Annotated in this window: 16 protein-coding genes; 5 read left to right on the top strand and 11 right to left on the bottom strand. The window is 65.7% G+C overall.

Annotated features, from left to right (window positions below):
- Window positions 1-228 precede the first annotated feature (228 nt).
- Window positions 229-1,179 carry an NAD(P)-dependent oxidoreductase gene (locus LC062_RS02980; RefSeq protein WP_404829674.1) on the bottom strand — a complete coding sequence of 317 codons (951 nt, stop codon included), beginning with the start codon at window positions 1,177-1,179 and terminating at the stop codon, window positions 229-231.
- 305 nt (window positions 1,180-1,484) lie between these two features.
- Here LC062_RS02980 and LC062_RS02975 point away from each other — a divergent pair, with 305 nt between their 5' ends.
- Window positions 1,485-2,399, top strand: coding sequence for a LysR family transcriptional regulator (locus LC062_RS02975; protein WP_224909521.1), 915 nt, complete (start codon window positions 1,485-1,487; stop codon window positions 2,397-2,399).
- Here LC062_RS02975 and LC062_RS02970 read toward each other — a convergent pair.
- From LC062_RS02970 to LC062_RS02925, 10 genes are all read right to left on the bottom strand, one after another.
- Window positions 2,382-3,548 (bottom strand): trans-sulfuration enzyme family protein, encoded by a 1,167-nt coding sequence (locus LC062_RS02970; RefSeq protein WP_224909520.1) that lies wholly within the window; start codon window positions 3,546-3,548, stop codon window positions 2,382-2,384. The two genes, LC062_RS02975 and LC062_RS02970, sit on opposite strands and share 18 nt — an antisense overlap.
- Before the next feature lie 99 nt (window positions 3,549-3,647).
- Entirely contained in the window at window positions 3,648-4,481 is an 834-nt protein-coding gene (locus tag LC062_RS02965) for an ABC transporter permease (RefSeq protein ID WP_404829673.1), read from the bottom strand.
- A 2-nt stretch (window positions 4,482-4,483) separates the two neighbouring features.
- Window positions 4,484-5,197 (bottom strand): ABC transporter permease, encoded by a 714-nt coding sequence (locus LC062_RS02960; protein WP_224909518.1) that lies wholly within the window; start codon window positions 5,195-5,197, stop codon window positions 4,484-4,486.
- A 72-nt stretch (window positions 5,198-5,269) separates the two neighbouring features.
- A complete protein-coding gene (locus LC062_RS02955; protein ID WP_224909517.1) occupies window positions 5,270-6,046 on the bottom strand; it encodes an ABC transporter substrate-binding protein in 777 nt (258 codons plus the stop codon).
- 181 nt (window positions 6,047-6,227) lie between these two features.
- Complete coding sequence (locus tag LC062_RS02950; protein ID WP_224909516.1) at window positions 6,228-7,514, bottom strand: molybdopterin molybdotransferase MoeA; 1,287 nt, start codon at window positions 7,512-7,514, stop codon at window positions 6,228-6,230.
- Window positions 7,501-8,046, bottom strand: coding sequence for a molybdopterin-guanine dinucleotide biosynthesis protein B (gene mobB / locus LC062_RS02945; protein ID WP_224909515.1), 546 nt, complete (start codon window positions 8,044-8,046; stop codon window positions 7,501-7,503). The genes LC062_RS02950 and mobB overlap by 14 nt, the downstream gene beginning before the upstream one ends.
- Window positions 8,043-8,702, bottom strand: coding sequence for a molybdenum cofactor guanylyltransferase MobA (gene mobA, locus LC062_RS02940; protein WP_224909514.1), 660 nt, complete (start codon window positions 8,700-8,702; stop codon window positions 8,043-8,045). The genes mobB and mobA overlap by 4 nt, the downstream gene beginning before the upstream one ends.
- Window positions 8,699-9,613: a formate dehydrogenase accessory sulfurtransferase FdhD gene (locus LC062_RS02935; protein WP_224909513.1), complete on the bottom strand. Its 915-nt coding sequence runs from the start codon at window positions 9,611-9,613 to the stop codon at window positions 8,699-8,701. The genes mobA and LC062_RS02935 overlap by 4 nt, the downstream gene beginning before the upstream one ends.
- Window positions 9,614-9,770: 157 nt before the next feature.
- Window positions 9,771-10,229, bottom strand: a complete 459-nt coding sequence (locus tag LC062_RS02930; RefSeq protein ID WP_224909512.1) for a BLUF domain-containing protein — start codon at window positions 10,227-10,229, stop codon at window positions 9,771-9,773.
- Between the two features lie 158 nt (window positions 10,230-10,387).
- Window positions 10,388-10,843, bottom strand: a complete 456-nt coding sequence (locus LC062_RS02925) for a BLUF domain-containing protein (protein WP_224909511.1) — start codon at window positions 10,841-10,843, stop codon at window positions 10,388-10,390.
- Window positions 10,844-11,164: 321 nt separating this feature from the next.
- On the opposite strand from LC062_RS02925, the gene LC062_RS02920 reads away from it, so the two are divergent.
- The 4 genes from LC062_RS02920 to LC062_RS02905 all read left to right on the top strand — a co-directional run bounded on the left by LC062_RS02920 (window position 11,165) and on the right by LC062_RS02905 (window position 16,683).
- Window positions 11,165-12,340: an Mrp/NBP35 family ATP-binding protein gene (locus LC062_RS02920; RefSeq protein WP_224909788.1), complete on the top strand. Its 1,176-nt coding sequence runs from the start codon at window positions 11,165-11,167 to the stop codon at window positions 12,338-12,340.
- A 379-nt stretch (window positions 12,341-12,719) separates the two neighbouring features.
- Complete coding sequence (locus LC062_RS02915; protein WP_224909510.1) at window positions 12,720-13,415, top strand: TorD/DmsD family molecular chaperone; 696 nt, start codon at window positions 12,720-12,722, stop codon at window positions 13,413-13,415.
- Between the two features lie 101 nt (window positions 13,416-13,516).
- Window positions 13,517-13,720 carry a twin-arginine translocation signal domain-containing protein gene (locus LC062_RS02910; RefSeq protein ID WP_224909509.1) on the top strand — a complete coding sequence of 68 codons (204 nt, stop codon included), beginning with the start codon at window positions 13,517-13,519 and terminating at the stop codon, window positions 13,718-13,720.
- Window positions 13,721-13,809: 89 nt separating this feature from the next.
- The gene (locus LC062_RS02905) at window positions 13,810-16,683 is read left to right on the top strand and encodes a formate dehydrogenase subunit alpha (RefSeq protein ID WP_224909508.1); all 2,874 of its coding nucleotides are present in this window, start codon (window positions 13,810-13,812) and stop codon (window positions 16,681-16,683) included.
- Window positions 16,684-16,685: the final 2 nt, after the last annotated feature.

Here is a 16,685-nt window from a genome sequence, read left to right as displayed (position 1 = left end):
GCTTGCCCGGGAGGACGCGGAGTGTGGCGCACTGTCGGGAGCGCGACCGCCGTCACCACGAGGAAGGGCGTCATCCCGGCCCCCGAGCCGGGATCGGGGAGCCAGAAGACGTGCGTTTTCAATCGGCTGGAGCCGAGAGGGCGTGCCTCTCCGATCCGGGATCTCCGCATGCGCTCCGTTCGGGAGGACGCGGAGAACCGGGCGGGCGTTTGGCTGAGGCCCGAGGGATCAGCTCTTGTCGGCGTTCTCCAGCCGGGCGATCAGGCTTGAGGTGTCCCAGCGCCGCCCGCCCATCGCCTGCACTTCGGCGTAGAACTGGTCGACCAGCGCGGTGACCGGCAGGCGCGCGCCGGTCTCGTTCGCGGTCTTCAGGACGATGCCGAGATCCTTGCGCATCCAGTCCACCGCGAAGCCATGCTCGAACTCGCCATCGCGCATGGTCTCCCAGCGGTTTTCCATCTGCCAGGACTGGGCCGCCCCCTTGGAGATGACCTCGATGACCTTGGCGACATCGAGATCGGCGCTCTTGGCGAAGTGGATTGCTTCCGACAGTCCCTGCACCAGACCGGCGATGCAGATCTGGTTGACCATCTTTGCCAGTTGTCCGGCGCCGGACGGCCCCATCAGCCCGATCATCCTGGCGTAGCACTCGATCACCGGGCGCGCCTTGGCGAAGACGTCTTCGTCGCCGCCGACCATCACGGTCAGGACGCCATTTTCCGCGCCGGCCTGGCCGCCGGAAACCGGTGCGTCGAGAAAGCCGCAATCGCGTGCGGCGGCGGCGGTGTGCAACTCGCGCGCCACCTCGGCCGAGGCGGTGGTGTTGTCGATGAAGATCGCGCCGGGCTTCAGCCCGTGAAAGGCCCCATCCGGGCCGATGGTGACCGAGCGAAGATCATCGTCATTGCCGACGCAGCAGAACACGAAATCGCATCCTTGCGCGGCTTCGGCCGGCGTGGTCGCAACCGTGCCGCCGTATTGCGCGGCCCATTTGTCCGCTTTTGCGGCGGTCCGGTTGTAAACGGTCACGTCGTGACCGCCCTTCGTCTTCAGGAAACCAGCCATGGGATAGCCCATGACACCCAGACCAATGAATGCAACCTTCGCCATACTGCGCTGCTCCCGGAGTCTCTGACGGCGCCTGCCCGGCCAGAGGGGCGAGCGGGGACCTGAATTCAGGAGCGGTTGTAGCGTAAACCGGCCTGTGTGTCAGGAGCCGGCTTGGCTTTGAGGCCGGGATCAGGCGGCCGAAGGCTTGGCGGCGGCCTTGTCCGCAGGCTGGGTGGGGCAGGGCGCCGGCGCTGCTTGAGGGGCACGCCGGCGCGGCTCCTGCGGAACATCGCTTCGGGTTGCGGTCAGCATCGACTGGGCGAGAATGGAAAACATCGCGGATCCTCCGCTCATGTTGCGTCTGGCTTATGATACGCTTTACCCGTGCATGCCTCGACGCAGGAGTTTTCCCGACTTGTAAGGTGAGGTTACAGATGGACTGGCGCAATCTGCCTTCGCTCGGGAGCCTCAGGGCGTTTGCGGCCCTCGCCGAAACCCGCAGTTTCACCAAGGCTGGGGGGCTGCTGAATGTCAGCCACGCTGCGGTGAGCCAGCAGGTGCGGGCGCTGGAAGCGCATGTGGGCACGCCGCTTGTCCAGCGGGAGGGGCGGGGGATGGCGCTGACCCCGGAAGGCGAGGAGTTGGCCCGCAGCCTGGAGCAGGCCTTCGCCATTATCGGCGGTGCCGTCGATCTTCTGGCTGGTGGCGCGCGGTCCCGCCCGCTTCAGGTGACCATGACCCCATCGTTCGCCGTGAGTTGGTTGATGCCGCGCATCGCCGATTTTCGCCAGCGCCATCCGGAGGTGGAGCTGATGCTCAATCCGACCTCCGATATCGTTGAGCTTGCGCCGGGCGGCGTCGATGTGGCGATCCGCTTCGGCGATGGCCGCTGGCCGGGGCTCGATGCGGAGTTGCTGCTGGCCACCAATTTCGTGGTGGTGGCCGCCCGCACCCTGGTGGGCGACCGCGAAACCCTGACCAGTGAGGACCTGGCGGCGTTTCCCTGGTTGCAGGAGCTCGGCACCGATGAGTTGACGAAATGGCAGCAGAGCCAGGGGCTGCTGCCCTCGCAGCGGCTGAACATCACCCATCTGCCCGGCTACATGATGCTGGAGGGGGTGCGACGCGGCGAGGGCATTTCCGCCACCGCCCGCGCCTTTGTGGAGGAGGATATCGCCGCCGGAACCTTGCGGGTTCTCTATGAAGATCCCCGGCCGAATTCCGGCTATTACATCGTCACCCGCCCGGGTGTGATGCGCCCGCCGCTGAAGGCGTTTGTCCGTTGGCTCAGGGCCCAGGCGGATGGGGTCCGCGCCGCGTCGCCGGTCCTGTCAGGCCGGCAGGCCTGACAGCGCGGTATCCAGATCGGCCAGAAGATCTTCGGCCGCCTCGATGCCGACCGACAGGCGGATCAGGTTGCGCGGCACACCGCTGCTGTCGCCCTCCAGGCTGTGGCGATGCTCGGCAAGGCTTTCCACGCCGCCGAGCGAGGTGGCGCGCAGGATCAGTTTCAGCCGTCCGATCACCGCCAGCGCTTCCGGCGCATCCCCCTTGACGAGGAACGACATCAGATAGCCGAAGCCGCCGTGCATCTGCGCCCTGGCAAGCGCGTGCCCCGGATGGGTGGCAAGACCGGGGTAGAGCACCTTTTCAACCGCTGGATGGGCGTCGAGATGTTCGGCGATTTTCTGGGCGCTCGTGCACATGCGCTCCATCCTGAGGGCCAGCGTGCGCATGCCGCGCAGCAGCAGATAGCCATCGAAGGGCGAAAGCACTGCGCCGGCGTCGTGACGTTCGGCGCGGATGAACCGCCAGAGGTCGCTGTCCGCATCCGCCGTCGACACCAGCCCGGCCAGAACGTCGGAATGGCCGTTGAGTGCCTTGGTGCCCGAATGACAGACAAGATCGGCCCCCAGCGCCAGCGGTTTCATCAACAGCGGCGTTGCCGTGGTCGCATCGACGGCGAGCACCGCGCCGGCGGCATGGGTGGCCTCGGCGATGGCCCGGATATCGGCGATGGCGAGGAACGGATTTGACGGAACTTCAAGAAACACCAGCGCCGGCCCGCTCTCGCGGATGGTCTCCGTGAAGCGCTCCGTCTCCGTGGCATCGGCCTCGACGAGTGCAATGCCGACATGGGCGCAATGGGAGCGCATCCAGGCGGTCGTGCCCCAGTAGATGCCCGATTGCACGACGATGCTGTCGCCGGGCTTCACCGCGCGGACAATCGCCGCGATCGCCGCCATGCCGCTTCCGAACACCCGGGTGTCGCGGGCGTCCTCCAGCCGCATCACCAGGTTTTCGATCTGCCGGGAGAGGTCGTTGTCGTCGCGGGCGTAAAGATGGCTGGAGCTGATCAGCCGATACTCCGCGTCGCGGGCGAAGGTGGTGGCGGGCTGAATGGCCGGCACCACGCCGCCGGTCGAAGGGTCGAGCCCGCCGCCGGCATGGGCAAGCAGGGTGTCGGGCTGGGCGGCGGCGATGGGTGTGTCTGTCATGGTGGCGGCGTCCGTGCAGCAGGTGGACAACAACGCACGTCCGGTGCGGGCGGAATCAAAAAACGAGGGCGCCGGCCAGGGTGTTGGCCGGCGCCGCGATCAGGCGGACCGTTTCAGATGGCGGGTCAGCCGGGCTTCCAGCCGATCCCAGATCCGCCGCAGGCCCTCGACCATCATCAGGTAGAGGACGGCGGCCCAGATATAGGCCTGGAAGTCGTAGGAGCGGGAGAAGGAGCGGCGGGTGTGGCCCATCAGGTCGAAGATGGTGATGATCGAGACGATGGCCGAGCCCTTGATCATCAGCACCAGCTCGTTGCCATAGGGGCGCAGCGCGACGATCAACGCCTGCGGCAGGATGATCCTGAAGAAGGTGACGCCCTTGCCAAGTCCGAGCGAGGAGGCCGCCTCCCACTGTCCCTTGTCGATGTTCTGCACCGCGCCGCGCAGGATCTCGGCCTGATAGGCCGCCGTGTTCAGCGTGAAGGAGAAGATCGCGCAATACCAGGCATCGCGGAAGAACCACCAGAGGCCGATGTCGCTGAAGAAGCCTCTGAAACTGCCAAGGCCGTAGTAAATCAGGAAGAGCTGCGCCAGAAGCGGCGTGCCCCGGAAGAGATAGACATAGCCATAGGCCAGCCCGGACAGCAGCGGATTGCGCGAGCTGCGCGCCAGCGCGATCGGCAAGGACAGCAGGGCGCCAAGCACCATGGACAGCGCCACCAGCTCGATGGTGACGACAGCGCCCTCAAGATACTGGCTCCAGTATCTCTGGACGAAGGGCGACATCACGTTGTTGGCCAGATACAGCAGAAGGAAGGCGCCGGACACAATCCAGAGCGCCATCAGCACATGGCCGGCGATCCGGCTGCCGGTCCAGCCGCGTTCCGGAGCGGGGGGCGGCTTGCGCGCGGCAATGGGGGCAAGGGTGTTCACGCTCATCTGGGCACCTCGCCGCGCCGGCTCCAGGCATCGATCCGGCTGAGACCGGCGGAGGAGATGATCGACAGCGCCAGGTAGATCAGGCAGGCGGTGCCGAAGAACAGGAACGGCTCCTTGGTCACCCGGGCGGCGACGCCGGCCCAGCGCAAGAGGTCCTCAAGCCCGATCACCGACACCAGCGCGGTTTCCTTCAGGAGGATCAGCCACAGATTGCCGAGCGCGGGCAGGGCAAGGCGAATGAGCTGCGGCGCGATCACCAGCCACATGGTCTGGCCCTTGCTCAGGCCGAGCGCATAGCCGCCCTCGTATTGCCCCTGCTTGATGCCGCGAAAGGCGGAGAGGAAGGCCTCCGACGCATAGGATGAAAACACCAGCGACAGCGCCACCATGCCGGCGACGAAGGCATTGACGTCCACATTGGCGGTTGGGTCGAACTGTCGGACCAGCTCGTTAAGCAGGATCTGCACGCCGTAATAGACGAGGAACAGGGTCAACAGCTCGGGCAGGCCGCGAAAGAGGGTGGTGTAGATATTCGCCGCCGCGCGCATCGACGCCTCCGACGAGGTCTTGGCAAGGGCAACGAGAAAGCCGACCACGAGGCCGAGCGGCAGCGAGGCAAGGGCCAGGGAAACGGTGACCAGCGTACCGCGCGCGATCTGGTCGCCCCAGCCGTTGTCGCCGAATGAAAGCAACATCAGGGCATCGGTCATGAAGGCCGCCTTGCAAGGCGCGATGCGGCGGTGGGCCGCCGCATCGCGTTAGGCATCATCGGTCGCGGTCGATCAGTCGCCGTAGACGTCGAAGTCGAAATAGGACGCCTGGATCTTGTCGTAGGTGCCGTCGTCGCGAATCGCCTGAATGGCGGTATTCAGCATGGCCTTCAGGTCATCCTCGTTCTTGCGGATGGCGATGCCGATGCCCTCGCCGTAGATCTCCGGGTCCGGTGTCAGGGTGCCGAGCAGCTTGCAGCAGGCGCCATCCTTGGAGGCAAGCCAGTCCGACAGCACGACCACATCGTCGATCGCCGCGTCGAGCCGGCCCGAATCGAGGTCGAGCTTGTACTCGTCCGGGGTCGGATAGAGCTTCAACTCGGCCGATCCGAGCTTGGCCTCGGCATAGTTGGAGTGGGTGGTCGAGGACTGGGCGCCGAGCAGCTTGCCGGCAAGTGCCGCGTCGCTGGCTTCGGTGATATCGCTGTCCTTGGGCACGGCAATGGCCGGCGGCGTGCTGTAATACTTGTTGGTGAAATCGACCTTTTCCCGCCGTTCGTCGGTGATCGACATGGACGCGATCACCGCATCGAACTTGCCGGCCTGAAGCGCGGGAATCATGCCGTCCCAGTCCTGCACGACGAATTCGCACTCGACCTTCATCGACGCGCAGAGCGCATTGGCGATATCGATATCGAAACCGACCAGCTTGCCGTCGGAGGTGAGGTTGTTGAACGGAGGATAGGCGCCCTCGGTGCCGATCCGCACCTTTGTCCAGTCCTTGGCCTGCGCCCCGCCGAGCGTGGCCAGGACCAGTGCGGTTGCGGCCGCGAGCTTCAACAATTTCATGGTGCTTGTCCCCTGTGGTTCTGGTTGTTTGTCCGGATGCGGCTTGTTCAGTCGCCGCTTCGTAGATCAGCGGTCATACTCCCACCAATTTCATCCGGATTTCAACAACCTTGCGCAGCGGCAGGGGCAAATTTCCGATCCCTTCGGACGCTGGGAGACCAGCAGGGGAGGGGCAGCGCACTCAGCGGGCGCGCAGGCCCAGTTCCGGAAACGGGAGAAACGCCACCGCTTCGCCGGCCGCCACCGACACCGCGTCCTCGGGAATTTCGATCAGCCCATCGGCTTCGCGCAGGCTGGTGATCAGGCCCGAGCCGTCCCGCTCGAACTTGCGCACGACCGTGCGCCCTTGCGCATCGGTGGCAAGACTGCCGCGATAGAACTCGCGCCGACCGGGCTTTTTCTGCCCGACGGAGAAGTCGGCGGGCACCTGAAACCGGCGCGGCTCGGCAAAGCCTGCGCCGCCCATCACCGACAGCACGGGCCGCACATAGAGCAGGAAACAGACCATTGCCGCCACCGGGTTGCCAGGAAGGCCGAAGGTCAGGCAGTCGCCGATCTGGCCGAAATTCATCGGCCGGCCGGGCTTGATCGCCAATTGCCAAAGGTGCCGCTTGCCGATGGCATCGAGCGCCTCGACCAGGTGATCCTCATCGCCGCGCGAAGCACCGCCCGTGGTCAGAATCGCATCATGATCGGCTGCCGTGCGGGCGAGCGCCGCGCGCACCGTCTGCGGATCGTCGGGCAGAATGCCGACATCGGTGATTCGGGCGCCAAGGCCATCGAGCAACGCGCGCAGAAGATAGTGATTGCTGTCGTAGACCCCGCCCTTGGGCAGCGGCGCCCCCGGCCGGCGCAATTCGTCGCCGGTCGAGACAAGCGCCACCCGCAGCCGGGAAAACACCTCGACCGTTGACGTGCCGGTGGAGGCGATCGCTGCAAGCTCCTGCGGGCGCAGGCGGGTTCCCGCTTCCAGAATCGGGCTTCCGGCGGCGACATCCTCGCCGGCGCGGCGGCGATTCGCTCCCGCCTTCAGGCCAGCGGGCACGATGACGAAGGGGCGCCCGTCCTGCTCGTGGGTCTCGCAATCCTCCTGCATGGCCACCGTATCGGCCCCCTCCGGCATTGTCGCGCCGGTGAAGATCCGCGCCGCGCTGCCCGGAACGAGCGGCGCGGTGGCCGGATGGCCAGCGGCGATCCGGGCGGAGATCGGAAAGAACCCGCCGGTTGCCGCATGATCGGCGGCGCAAAAGGCATAGCCGTCGACCGCCGAGTTATCGGTGTCGGGAATGTTGCGCTCCGAGACAATCCCTTGCGCCAGCACCCGGTCGCTCGCCTCCTCAAGAGGTACGGTTTCCGTGCGCGCCACCGGGCGCACCCGGTCCTTCAGGATAGCCAGCGCCTCGTCATGGCGCAGCCGGTCGCCATCGTGAAGGAAGCAGTCGTCGAGCAAGCGTTTAGCGCCGGTCATGGCGAAGGTCTCCCGGGTCAGCAAGACCGCAGTGATGAAGGATGAAATCGGCGATGGCCGGAATGTCGTCGAGGTCGAAAAGCGGCAACCCGCCGCTGTCCTCGGTGCCATCGCTGGCAATCGCCCGGATTTGCGGGTCGCGCGGCGCCAGCGGTTCGCCGCGCACCGCCTCCCGGCGGCGGACCTCCAGCTTGGGGTGCCCTTCGCGCTTGTAGCCCTCGATCAGCACCAGATCGCAGGGCGACAGTCGCGCAAGGATTTCGTCAAGCGGCGGCTCGCTCTCCTCCCGCAGCTCATGCATCAAGGCCCAGCGCCGGCCGGAGACCAGCGCCACCTCGCTGGCACCGGCCTCGCGGTGGCGCAGGCTGTCGGTGCCCGGATGATCGACATCGCAGCCATGATGGGCGTGCTTGACGGTGGAGACCTTGTGGCCGCGCGCGGTGAGTTCCCGCACCAGCCGTTCCACCATGGTGGTCTTGCCGGAGTTCTTCCAGCCGGTCACGCCAAACACCGGGGGCAGGGCGCCGGTCATGAGGCGCTGCCCGCCAGCGTAGCCGCGGCCTCATGCAGGTCCTCGGGCGTGTTGATGTTGAAGAAGGGATCGCGCCCGCCGGGGGGCGGGGTGAAATCGGCGCGGGCATTGGTGTGGCGCTCGACGAAGGCCAGCACCTTGCGGGTGGTGCCCTCGATAAGGAAGCGTTCAAGCGGATCGGTCAGCGCCACCGGCCAATAGCCGAACACCGGATGGTATTTGCCCGAAGCCTCGGCGAGAACGATGGTCGGCGCCTTCGGATCGCGTTCGGCCAACAGCCGGGCGACCAGATCGGCGGGGAAGAAGGGGGTGTCGCCGGCCACGGTGACGATGCCTTTGGCTTCGGGAAAGTGGGCGCGCACATGGGTCAGCCCGGCCAGCACCCCGGCAAGCGGCCCGGCAAAGCCCTCGACCGGATCGGCGATGACCGGAAGGTCAAACCGGGCAAAGCGCGCCGGATCGCCGTTGGCGTTGAGCAGCATGTGGTTCACCTGGGGGCGCAGCCGGTCGATGACATGGGCCAGCATCGGCCGCCCGCCAAGGTCCATCAGCGGCTTGTCGCCTCCGCCCATGCGCCGGGCCAGGCCGCCGGCGAGAATGCAGCCGACCACTGGTCCGGGGGAAAGATTCGCCGCGCTCGGGGGCATGCCGCTCATGTGTCCGTCTCCTCGGCGCGCGCGCCCTTGCGCCGGTGGCGGGGAGACTCATCCTCCGCCTCGCCGGGCGCCATGTCATAGACGATCCGTTCGCTGCCGGACAGAACGACAAAGCGCTTGCCGCGTGCTCGGCCGACGAGGGTCAGGCCGACCCGGCGGGCAAGCTCCACGCCCCAGGCGGTGAAGCCGGAGCGCGATACGAGAACAGGAATTCCCATCAGCGCGGTCTTGATCACCATTTCGGAGGTCAGGCGCCCGGTGGTGTAGAAGATCTTGTCGGCGGCCGGCACCTTGTTGAGCCACATCCAGCCGGCGATCTTGTCGACCGCGTTGTGCCGGCCGACGTCTTCCATATAGGCCAGCGGGCGGTCCTGCTGACACAGCACGCAGCCATGAATCGCCCCGGCTGCGAGATAGAGCGACGGCTGGGTGTTGATCTTCTTCGTCAGCGCGTAGAGCCAGGAGGTGTGAAGCCGCGCATCCGGGTCGAGGGCGATTTCGTCAAACCGCTCCATCACGTCACCGAACACCGTTCCTTGCGCGCAGCCGGAGGTGCGCACCTTCTTCTTCATCTTCTCTTCGTAGTCGGTGGCCCGCTCCGTGCGCACCACGACCACCTCAAGATCCTCGTCGTAGTCGATGCCGGTGAGCACATCGTCCGGCCGCAGCATGTTCTGATTGAGCAGATAGCCGACGGCGAGCAGGTCAGGCCGGTCGCCGATGGTCATCATCGTGACCACTTCCTGCGAATTGAGAAAAAGGGTCAGCGCCCGCTCGGAGACGACCCTGAGGTCGACCGGTTTGCCGTCCTGGTCCAGCCCGCTGACAGGCTGCGACAGCCGGGGATCGTCCGGATCGGGGCGAATGTGAAAATCAGGCAGCGGGGCGTCGGAAACGCATCTAGCGCGCAAGGGCTTCTCCCTGGGGCATCATGTCGATCCGGGCAGGATCAGGCCTCAAACTATGGGCAGGGATGCGAGCGTGACAAGGGGGCGGAAGCCACTGCGACGGTTCGCCCGCCGGCCGGCCGCGCATTGGGCCGGACCGGGCGGCGAGAGGGGGGCGGGGTCAGGCGGTCATCACGTCCCGGTCGATCGACGAGCGGCCGATTCGGGCGGCGCTGAAGATCAGCACGGAGATGAGGTCATCGTAACGCACCTGTTCCGGGGCGGTGGCAATGGGCAGGAACAGGCTGGCCAGCACGCCGTCATAGGCGTCCATGGTGTCGGTGAAGAACAGCCGGCTGTCGGGGAACAGGCGCTTGCTATCCTGCCGCCGGTCGATCACCACCGGGCCGCTGTGCCGGGGGTCCTGGCTGATGCGCGCATAGGTCTCCTCGACCGTCTCTTCGGCGCCTTCCAGGACCTGAAAGAAGTTGTTGCCGGCCAGAAGGAGCGCGCCGGTAATCCCGGTGCGCGCGTTGTTGCGCCGTGCACTCGAAATGATGAGGTCGACCTCTTCATCGAGTGGCAGCGTCATGTGTGCGTAGTTCAGCTTGCTCCGATAGCAAAGCCGTGTGACAGCCATTCCCGGCACTCCCGCCTTGAGCGTTTCTCAATGACGGCACCTTAGCTGCGACACCTTTGGGTTGCGTAAAGCGGTCGGGGTGAATGTTGAACAGTGTCATTAACTTACCGGAAAGGACGGTTTCCTTTCCAGGTCGGAAATCATCACCGGATGGCGCGCTACACGAGCATGGCGGCGTAGGTGATTTCCGCCGATTTCAGCACGCAGGAGACCGGTGCCAGTGCCGCACCGACGCCTTCCAGCGACCGGCGTCCGCCCAGGGCGGCGAGCCGTGCGAACTCATGGTCCCGTTGCCCGCTGTCGTGGCGGTGGTCGCCGAAATAGAGCCAGCAATGGGGGAAGAGACGGGTGGCGAGCGGGCCGCTGGCCAGCACCTCCAGGGAGGTCAGCCGCCGGTCGCGGGTCGCGCACTCCAGGGTGTCGGCGATGCTGTCGGGCTCGCCCTCGATCCATTGCAGCACGTGATCGGAAAACAGCAGCAAGGCGCCGGTTACGCCGTTCAGCCGGTTGAGGCGCCGCGCACGCTGGAGCGCCCGTTCGATTTCCCGGTCCGCCGGTTGATGAACCCTGCGCCAGTCGATGTCGGCGCGGTAGCAGATCGCATTGAGGGTCATGATCTCGCCCTCCCGTTTTCTGTTGCGTTCCTTGTTCGTCACCAAGCCTGGGCGGCGCTGATTGACGTTAAGTTAAGGATGCACCCGAACCTTCGTATTTGTAGGTAATTTTCATCACATTTTAGCGATCTCTGGTGACATGCTTGCCAAAACCTTAACCCGGGCGGGCGCTGTCGTTTTTTGTCGCACCCTTGTGGGTTTTCCTTCTCGGAGGGCTTGAACGGTTCCCTTCGCCTCCATGCCGGACTAGGTTCCTGTACGGATTTGGCCGAACGGCACTTGGAGTGACACGGAATGTTCTGGAAGAAAAAGGACGGCGAGATGCCGACCCGCGAAGAGGTGCTGGCGGAGCTTGCCAAGGTCAAGGGGCCGGACCTTGAAGGGGATATCGTCTCGCTCGGGCTGGTGTCGGATGTGTTCCTGTCCGAAGGGCGGGTGATCTTCTCGATCACCGTGCCGGCGGAGCGGGCGCAGGAGCTGGAACCGCTGCGCCAGGCGGCGGAGAAGGTGGTGTCGAAGCTGCCGGGCGTGAAGAAGGTGCTGGCCGCGCTGACGTCCGAGCGCAAGCCGGGCAGCGCGCCGGTGCGGCCCGCGCCGGCCGCGGGCGATGCGGCCAGCGTGCCGCCGCCAATGCAGGGGCGGGGCGGTGCCGCAGCCAAGGGCAAGGAGCCGGCCGCGGCCAAGCCCGGGGTGCCGGGTGTCGGCGCGATCATCGCCGTTGCCTCGGGCAAGGGCGGCGTGGGCAAATCGACCACCACCTGCAATCTGGCGCTGGCGCTTCAGGCCAACGGCCTGCGTGTCGGCGTGCTCGACGCGGATATCTACGGCCCGTCGATCCCGCGCCTGTTCCGGGTGTCGGGCCGGCCGGAGCCGGTCTCGGGTCGGATCCTCAAGCCGCTGGAGGGCTATGGCATCAAGGTGATGTCCATGGGTTTCCTCGTTGAGGAAGAGACGCCGATGATCTGGCGCGGGCCGATGGTGATTTCGGCGATCACCCAGATGCTGCGCGAGGTCGCGTGGGGCGAGCTCGACGTGCTGGTGGTCGACATGCCGCCGGGAACGGGCGACGCCCAGCTCACCATGGCGCAGAACGTGCCGCTCGCCGGCGCGGTGATCGTCTCCACGCCGCAGGATCTGGCGCTGATCGATGCGCGCAAGGGGCTCAACATGTTCCGCCGGGTCGATGTGCCGCTGCTCGGCATCGTCGAGAACATGAGCTACTTCCTCTGCCCCGATTGCGGCGGCCGGCATGACATCTTCGGTCATGGCGGAGCCCGGGACGAGGCGGAAAAGCTGGGCGTGCCCTTCCTCGGCGAAGTGCCGCTGGACATGGCCATTCGCGAAACCTCCGATGCCGGCACGCCGGTGACCGTGACCGATCCCGACGGCGCTCATGCCGCCGTCTATAGGGAGATCGCCCGGCGGGTCTGGGCGGAGGTGGAGCGCAACCGCGCCGAGGGCCAGCGCGACGCGCCGAAGATCGTGCTGGAAAGCTGAGGCCCGCCACGCGAAGGAGGCGTGGCGACAAATCAAATAGGGACGCCGGGCAGGGGCATCGCGCACCTGCCCGGGCTCACGTCTCGCCCGCGAGTCGCGGCACCTGCGTGCCGGAACCGGGCGCCGCCCCAGGTCCGGCCGTCAGCCTTTTCAGGGGAAAGAATCCGTAGCTTCCGGCGTGCGAGGGCAGGTGCGATGTTGCGTTGCAGTATGTGCGTGCCCCTTCGCTTATGCATTCTGTGTCATTGTCTGTCTTTATTTCCCAAAATAGCCGAAAAATATCTTGAAAATGAAGGGATTAGCGCCCGCAGCGCAAAATTGAATTCAATTGCCGGTCCTTGTCCGCTTGGCTATTCTACGGAGGAGGGAGACTGTCTGAATGACGGCTGCAGCAATGAATCCCGACGGGCCCAATATAACGACACCGGAGCGTGTCCCTGCGCCTGATCCCGCGCGCATCGCGCCGGAAGATCGGGACCGGGCAGCGCTTTATGGCATTCTCGCCAGCGCGCTGGAAGCGCCGGTGACGCGCGACTGGCTGACGGTCGTCAGCGCCTTGCCCGGAAGCGGTGGCGGACCGATTGGCGAGGCACTGTCCGATCTGGCCTCGGCGGCCGCCGGCACCACGCCGGAACGGGCCGCGCGGGAGTATCACGACCTGTTCATCGGCGTCGGGCGCGGCGAGCTTGTGCCCTACGCCTCCTACTACCTGACCGGTTTTCTCAACGAAAAGCCGCTGGCGTTGCTGCGCCAGGAGATGCGCCGGCTTGGCGTCGAACGCGACCCGTCCGTGCGCGAGCCGGAGGATCACATCGCCGCGCTGTGTCAGATCATGGCCGGCCTGATCGACGGCAGCTTCGGCGATCCGGGCGCCCCTGCCGCGCAAGGGCATTTCTTCCGGGCGCATCTGGGTAACTGGGCTCCCTATTTCTTCAAGGATCTGGCGGCTTCGACCACGGGTCGGCTGTACCCGGCGCTCGGCCGGCTGGGACAGGTGTTTCTGGATCTGGAAGAGCAGGCCGATGCGCTGTTCGCGTCGGAGCGGGCCACGGGCGATGAAGGTCCCGTAGGCTGACGGCGCGCGGTGCGCGTGAGCCGGAGTGAGACGTGAAATGTGATGAACCTGGCGTTGTCAGACGCCGACGGATGAAGATCGAGACGATCGAGGAGACGGGCATGACGCGGAAGAACAACGGGCACGACGCCGGTATCGAGGCGGATCGGCGCGGGTTTCTCAAGCTTGCCGGGCTTGGCGCGGTGGCCGGGTCGGCGACGCTGGTTGGCGGTGCCGCGCAGGCGGCCGAAACGCCGTCCGAGACGGCGGCCGGCTATCGCGAGACCGAGCATGTGAAGGCGTTCTACGCCAGCGCCCGCTTCTGAAACGACACCATGTGGCGCGCCCGTTCTTGTGCGGGGCGCCGGGGCGCGTCGGCTGGATCGCTTGAGCGCGCGACTGAGGGAGAAACGAGATGCTGAGGAAGAAGACGAGCGCGACGGCCCGTCGGACCCGGTTGTCATCGGCAATCGAGGCCATCGGCACGAGTGCGATGGACCGCCGTGCCTTTCTGCGCCGTTCCGGTCTCGCGGCGGGCGGTCTTGCCGCCGCCGGCGCCCTGACGGGCGGCATGGTGCGCAAGGCGGAGGCCGCCGGGCCGACATCGGCGAAGGTCGAGATCAAGAAATCGGTCTGCACCCATTGTTCGGTCGGCTGCACGGTGCTGGCCGAGGTGCAGGACGGGGTCTGGACCGGACAGGAGCCCGGCTTCGACAGCCCGTTCAACCTCGGTTCCCATTGCGCCAAGGGCGCCTCGGTACGCGAGCACGCCCATGGCGAGCGGCGGCTGAAATACCCGACCAAGCTGGTCAACGGCAAATGGGAGCGGATCTCCTGGGATCAGGCGATCGACGAGATCGGCGACCAGATGATGAAGATCCGCGAGGAAAGCGGTCCGGACAGCGTCTACTGGCTCGGCTCGGCCAAGCACAGCAACGAGCAGGCCTATCTGGTGCGCAAGTTCGCCGCCTTCTGGGGTACGAACAACGTCGACCATCAGGCCCGGATCTGTCACTCCACCACGGTCGCAGGTGTTGCCAACACCTGGGGCTACGGGGCGATGACCAATTCCTACAATGACATTCACAACAGCCGAGCGATCTTCCTGATCGGCGGAAATCCGGCCGAGGCCCATCCGGTCTCGCTGCTGCATCTGTTGAAGGCGAAGGAAGAGAACAACGCGCCGCTGATCGTCTGCGATCCGCGCTTCACCCGCACCGCGGCCCATGCGTCGGAGTATGTGCGGATGCGGCCGGGAACGGACGTGGCGCTGGTCTGGGGCATTCTCTGGCACATTTTCGAAAACAGCTGGGAAGACCGGGAATTCATCCGCCAGCGCGTATGGGGCATGGAGCAGATCCGTGCGGAGGTGGCGAAATGGACGCCGGAAGAGACCGAGCGGGTGACCGGCGTTCCCGGCTCGCAGCTTCGGCGCGTGGCGCGCACGCTGGTGAACAACCGGCCCGGCACCGTGATCTGGTGCATGGGCGGCACCCAGCACTCGAACGGCAACAACAACACCCGGGCCTATTGTGTGCTGCAGCTGGCGCTCGGCAACATGGGCAAGGCGGGTGGCGGTACCAACATCTTCCGCGGTCATGACAATGTGCAAGGGGCCACCGATCTCGGCGTGCTGGCCGATACGCTGCCGGGCTATTACGGGCTGTCGGAAGGCTCCTGGAAGCACTGGTCCCGGGTTTGGGATGTCGACTACGACTTCCTGCTCAGCCGGTTCGGCTCCAAGGAGCTGATGGAAAGCTCCGGCATTCCGGTGTCACGCTGGATCGACGGCGTGCTTGAGGACAAGGAGAACATCCAGCAGCCGGACAATGTGCGGGCGATGGTGCTGTGGGGTCATGCCCCGAATTCGCAGACCCGGCTCCCGGACATGAAGGTGGCGATGGAGAAGCTCGACCTGATGGTCGTGATCGATCCCTATCCGACCATGTCGGCGGTGCTGTCGGACCGTACCGACAATGTCTACCTGCTGCCGGCGGCCACCCAGTTCGAGACCTACGGATCGGTCACCGCTTCCAACCGTTCGTTGCAGTGGCGCGAGGCGATCTTCGATCCGCTGTTCGAATCCCTGCCCGATCACACCATCGCCCACAAGTTCGCGGTGAAGTTCGGCTTTGCCGACGAGATGTTCAAGAACATCGAGGTGAATGGCGAGGAGCCGCTGATCGAGGACCTGACCCGCGAGTTCAATCGCGGCATGTGGACCATCGGCTACACCGGCCAGTCGCCGGAGCGGCTGAAACTGCACATGGCCAATCAGCACACATTCGACCGCACCACGCTGGAGGCGCGCGGCGGGCCGTGCGACGGCGATTATTACGGCATGCCCTGGCCCTGCTGGGGGACGGCGGAGATGAAGCATCCGGGCACGCCGATCCTCTACGATCCGTCCAAGTCGGTGGCCGAGGGCGGTCTGACCTTCCGCGCCCGCTTCGGTACCGAACGCGATGGCGACAACCTTCTGGCCGAAGGCTCCTGGTCGGCCGGCTCGGAAATCGAGGATGGCTATCCGGAGTTCACCATGGCCATGCTGCAGAAGCTTGGCTGGGACGGTGACTTGACCGACGAGGAGCGGGCCGCCATCGACGCGGTGGCCGGGGAGAAGACCAACTGGAAGACCGACCTGTCCGGCGGTATCCAACGGGTCGCGATCAAGCACGGCTGCGCGCCCTTCGGCAATGCCAAGGCGCGTGTGGTGGTCTGGACTTTCCCCGACCCGGTGCCGCTGCACCGGGAGCCGCTCTACACCAACCGGCGCGACCTGCTCGACAAATATGCCACCTATGACGACAAGGTGTTCTGGCGTCTGCCGACCGCCTACAAGTCGATCCAGGAAAAGGACTTCTCGGGCGAGTTCCCGATGATCCTGACGTCGGGGCGGCTGGTCGAATACGAGGGCGGCGGCGACGAAACCCGGTCCAACCCGTGGCTGGCCGAGCTGCAGCAGGACATGTTTGTCGAGATCAATCCGCGCGATGCCAACAACCTGGGCATTCGCGATGGCGAGATGGTCTGGGTGCATGGGCCGGAAGGCGGCAAGGTCAAGGTGATGGCGATGGTGACCGAGCGGGTCGGCGAGGGCGTTGCCTTCATGCCGTTCCACTTCGGCGGTCATTTCCAGGGCGAGGACCGCAGGTCGAAATACCCGAAGGGGGCGGACCCTTATGTGTTGGGCGAGGCGTCGAACACGGCGCAGACCTACGGCTACGATTCCGTCACCCAGATGCAGGAAACCAAGGCCACGCTGTGCCGTATCGAGCGCGCGGCGTAAGG

Origin of the sequence: Stappia indica (assembly GCF_020177335.1) — a bacterium.
Classification (GTDB): Bacteria; Pseudomonadota; Alphaproteobacteria; order Rhizobiales; family Stappiaceae; genus Stappia; species Stappia indica_B.
The sequence above is the reverse complement of the archived record's forward strand: the minus strand, read 5'-3'. Positions and strand labels throughout refer to the sequence as shown.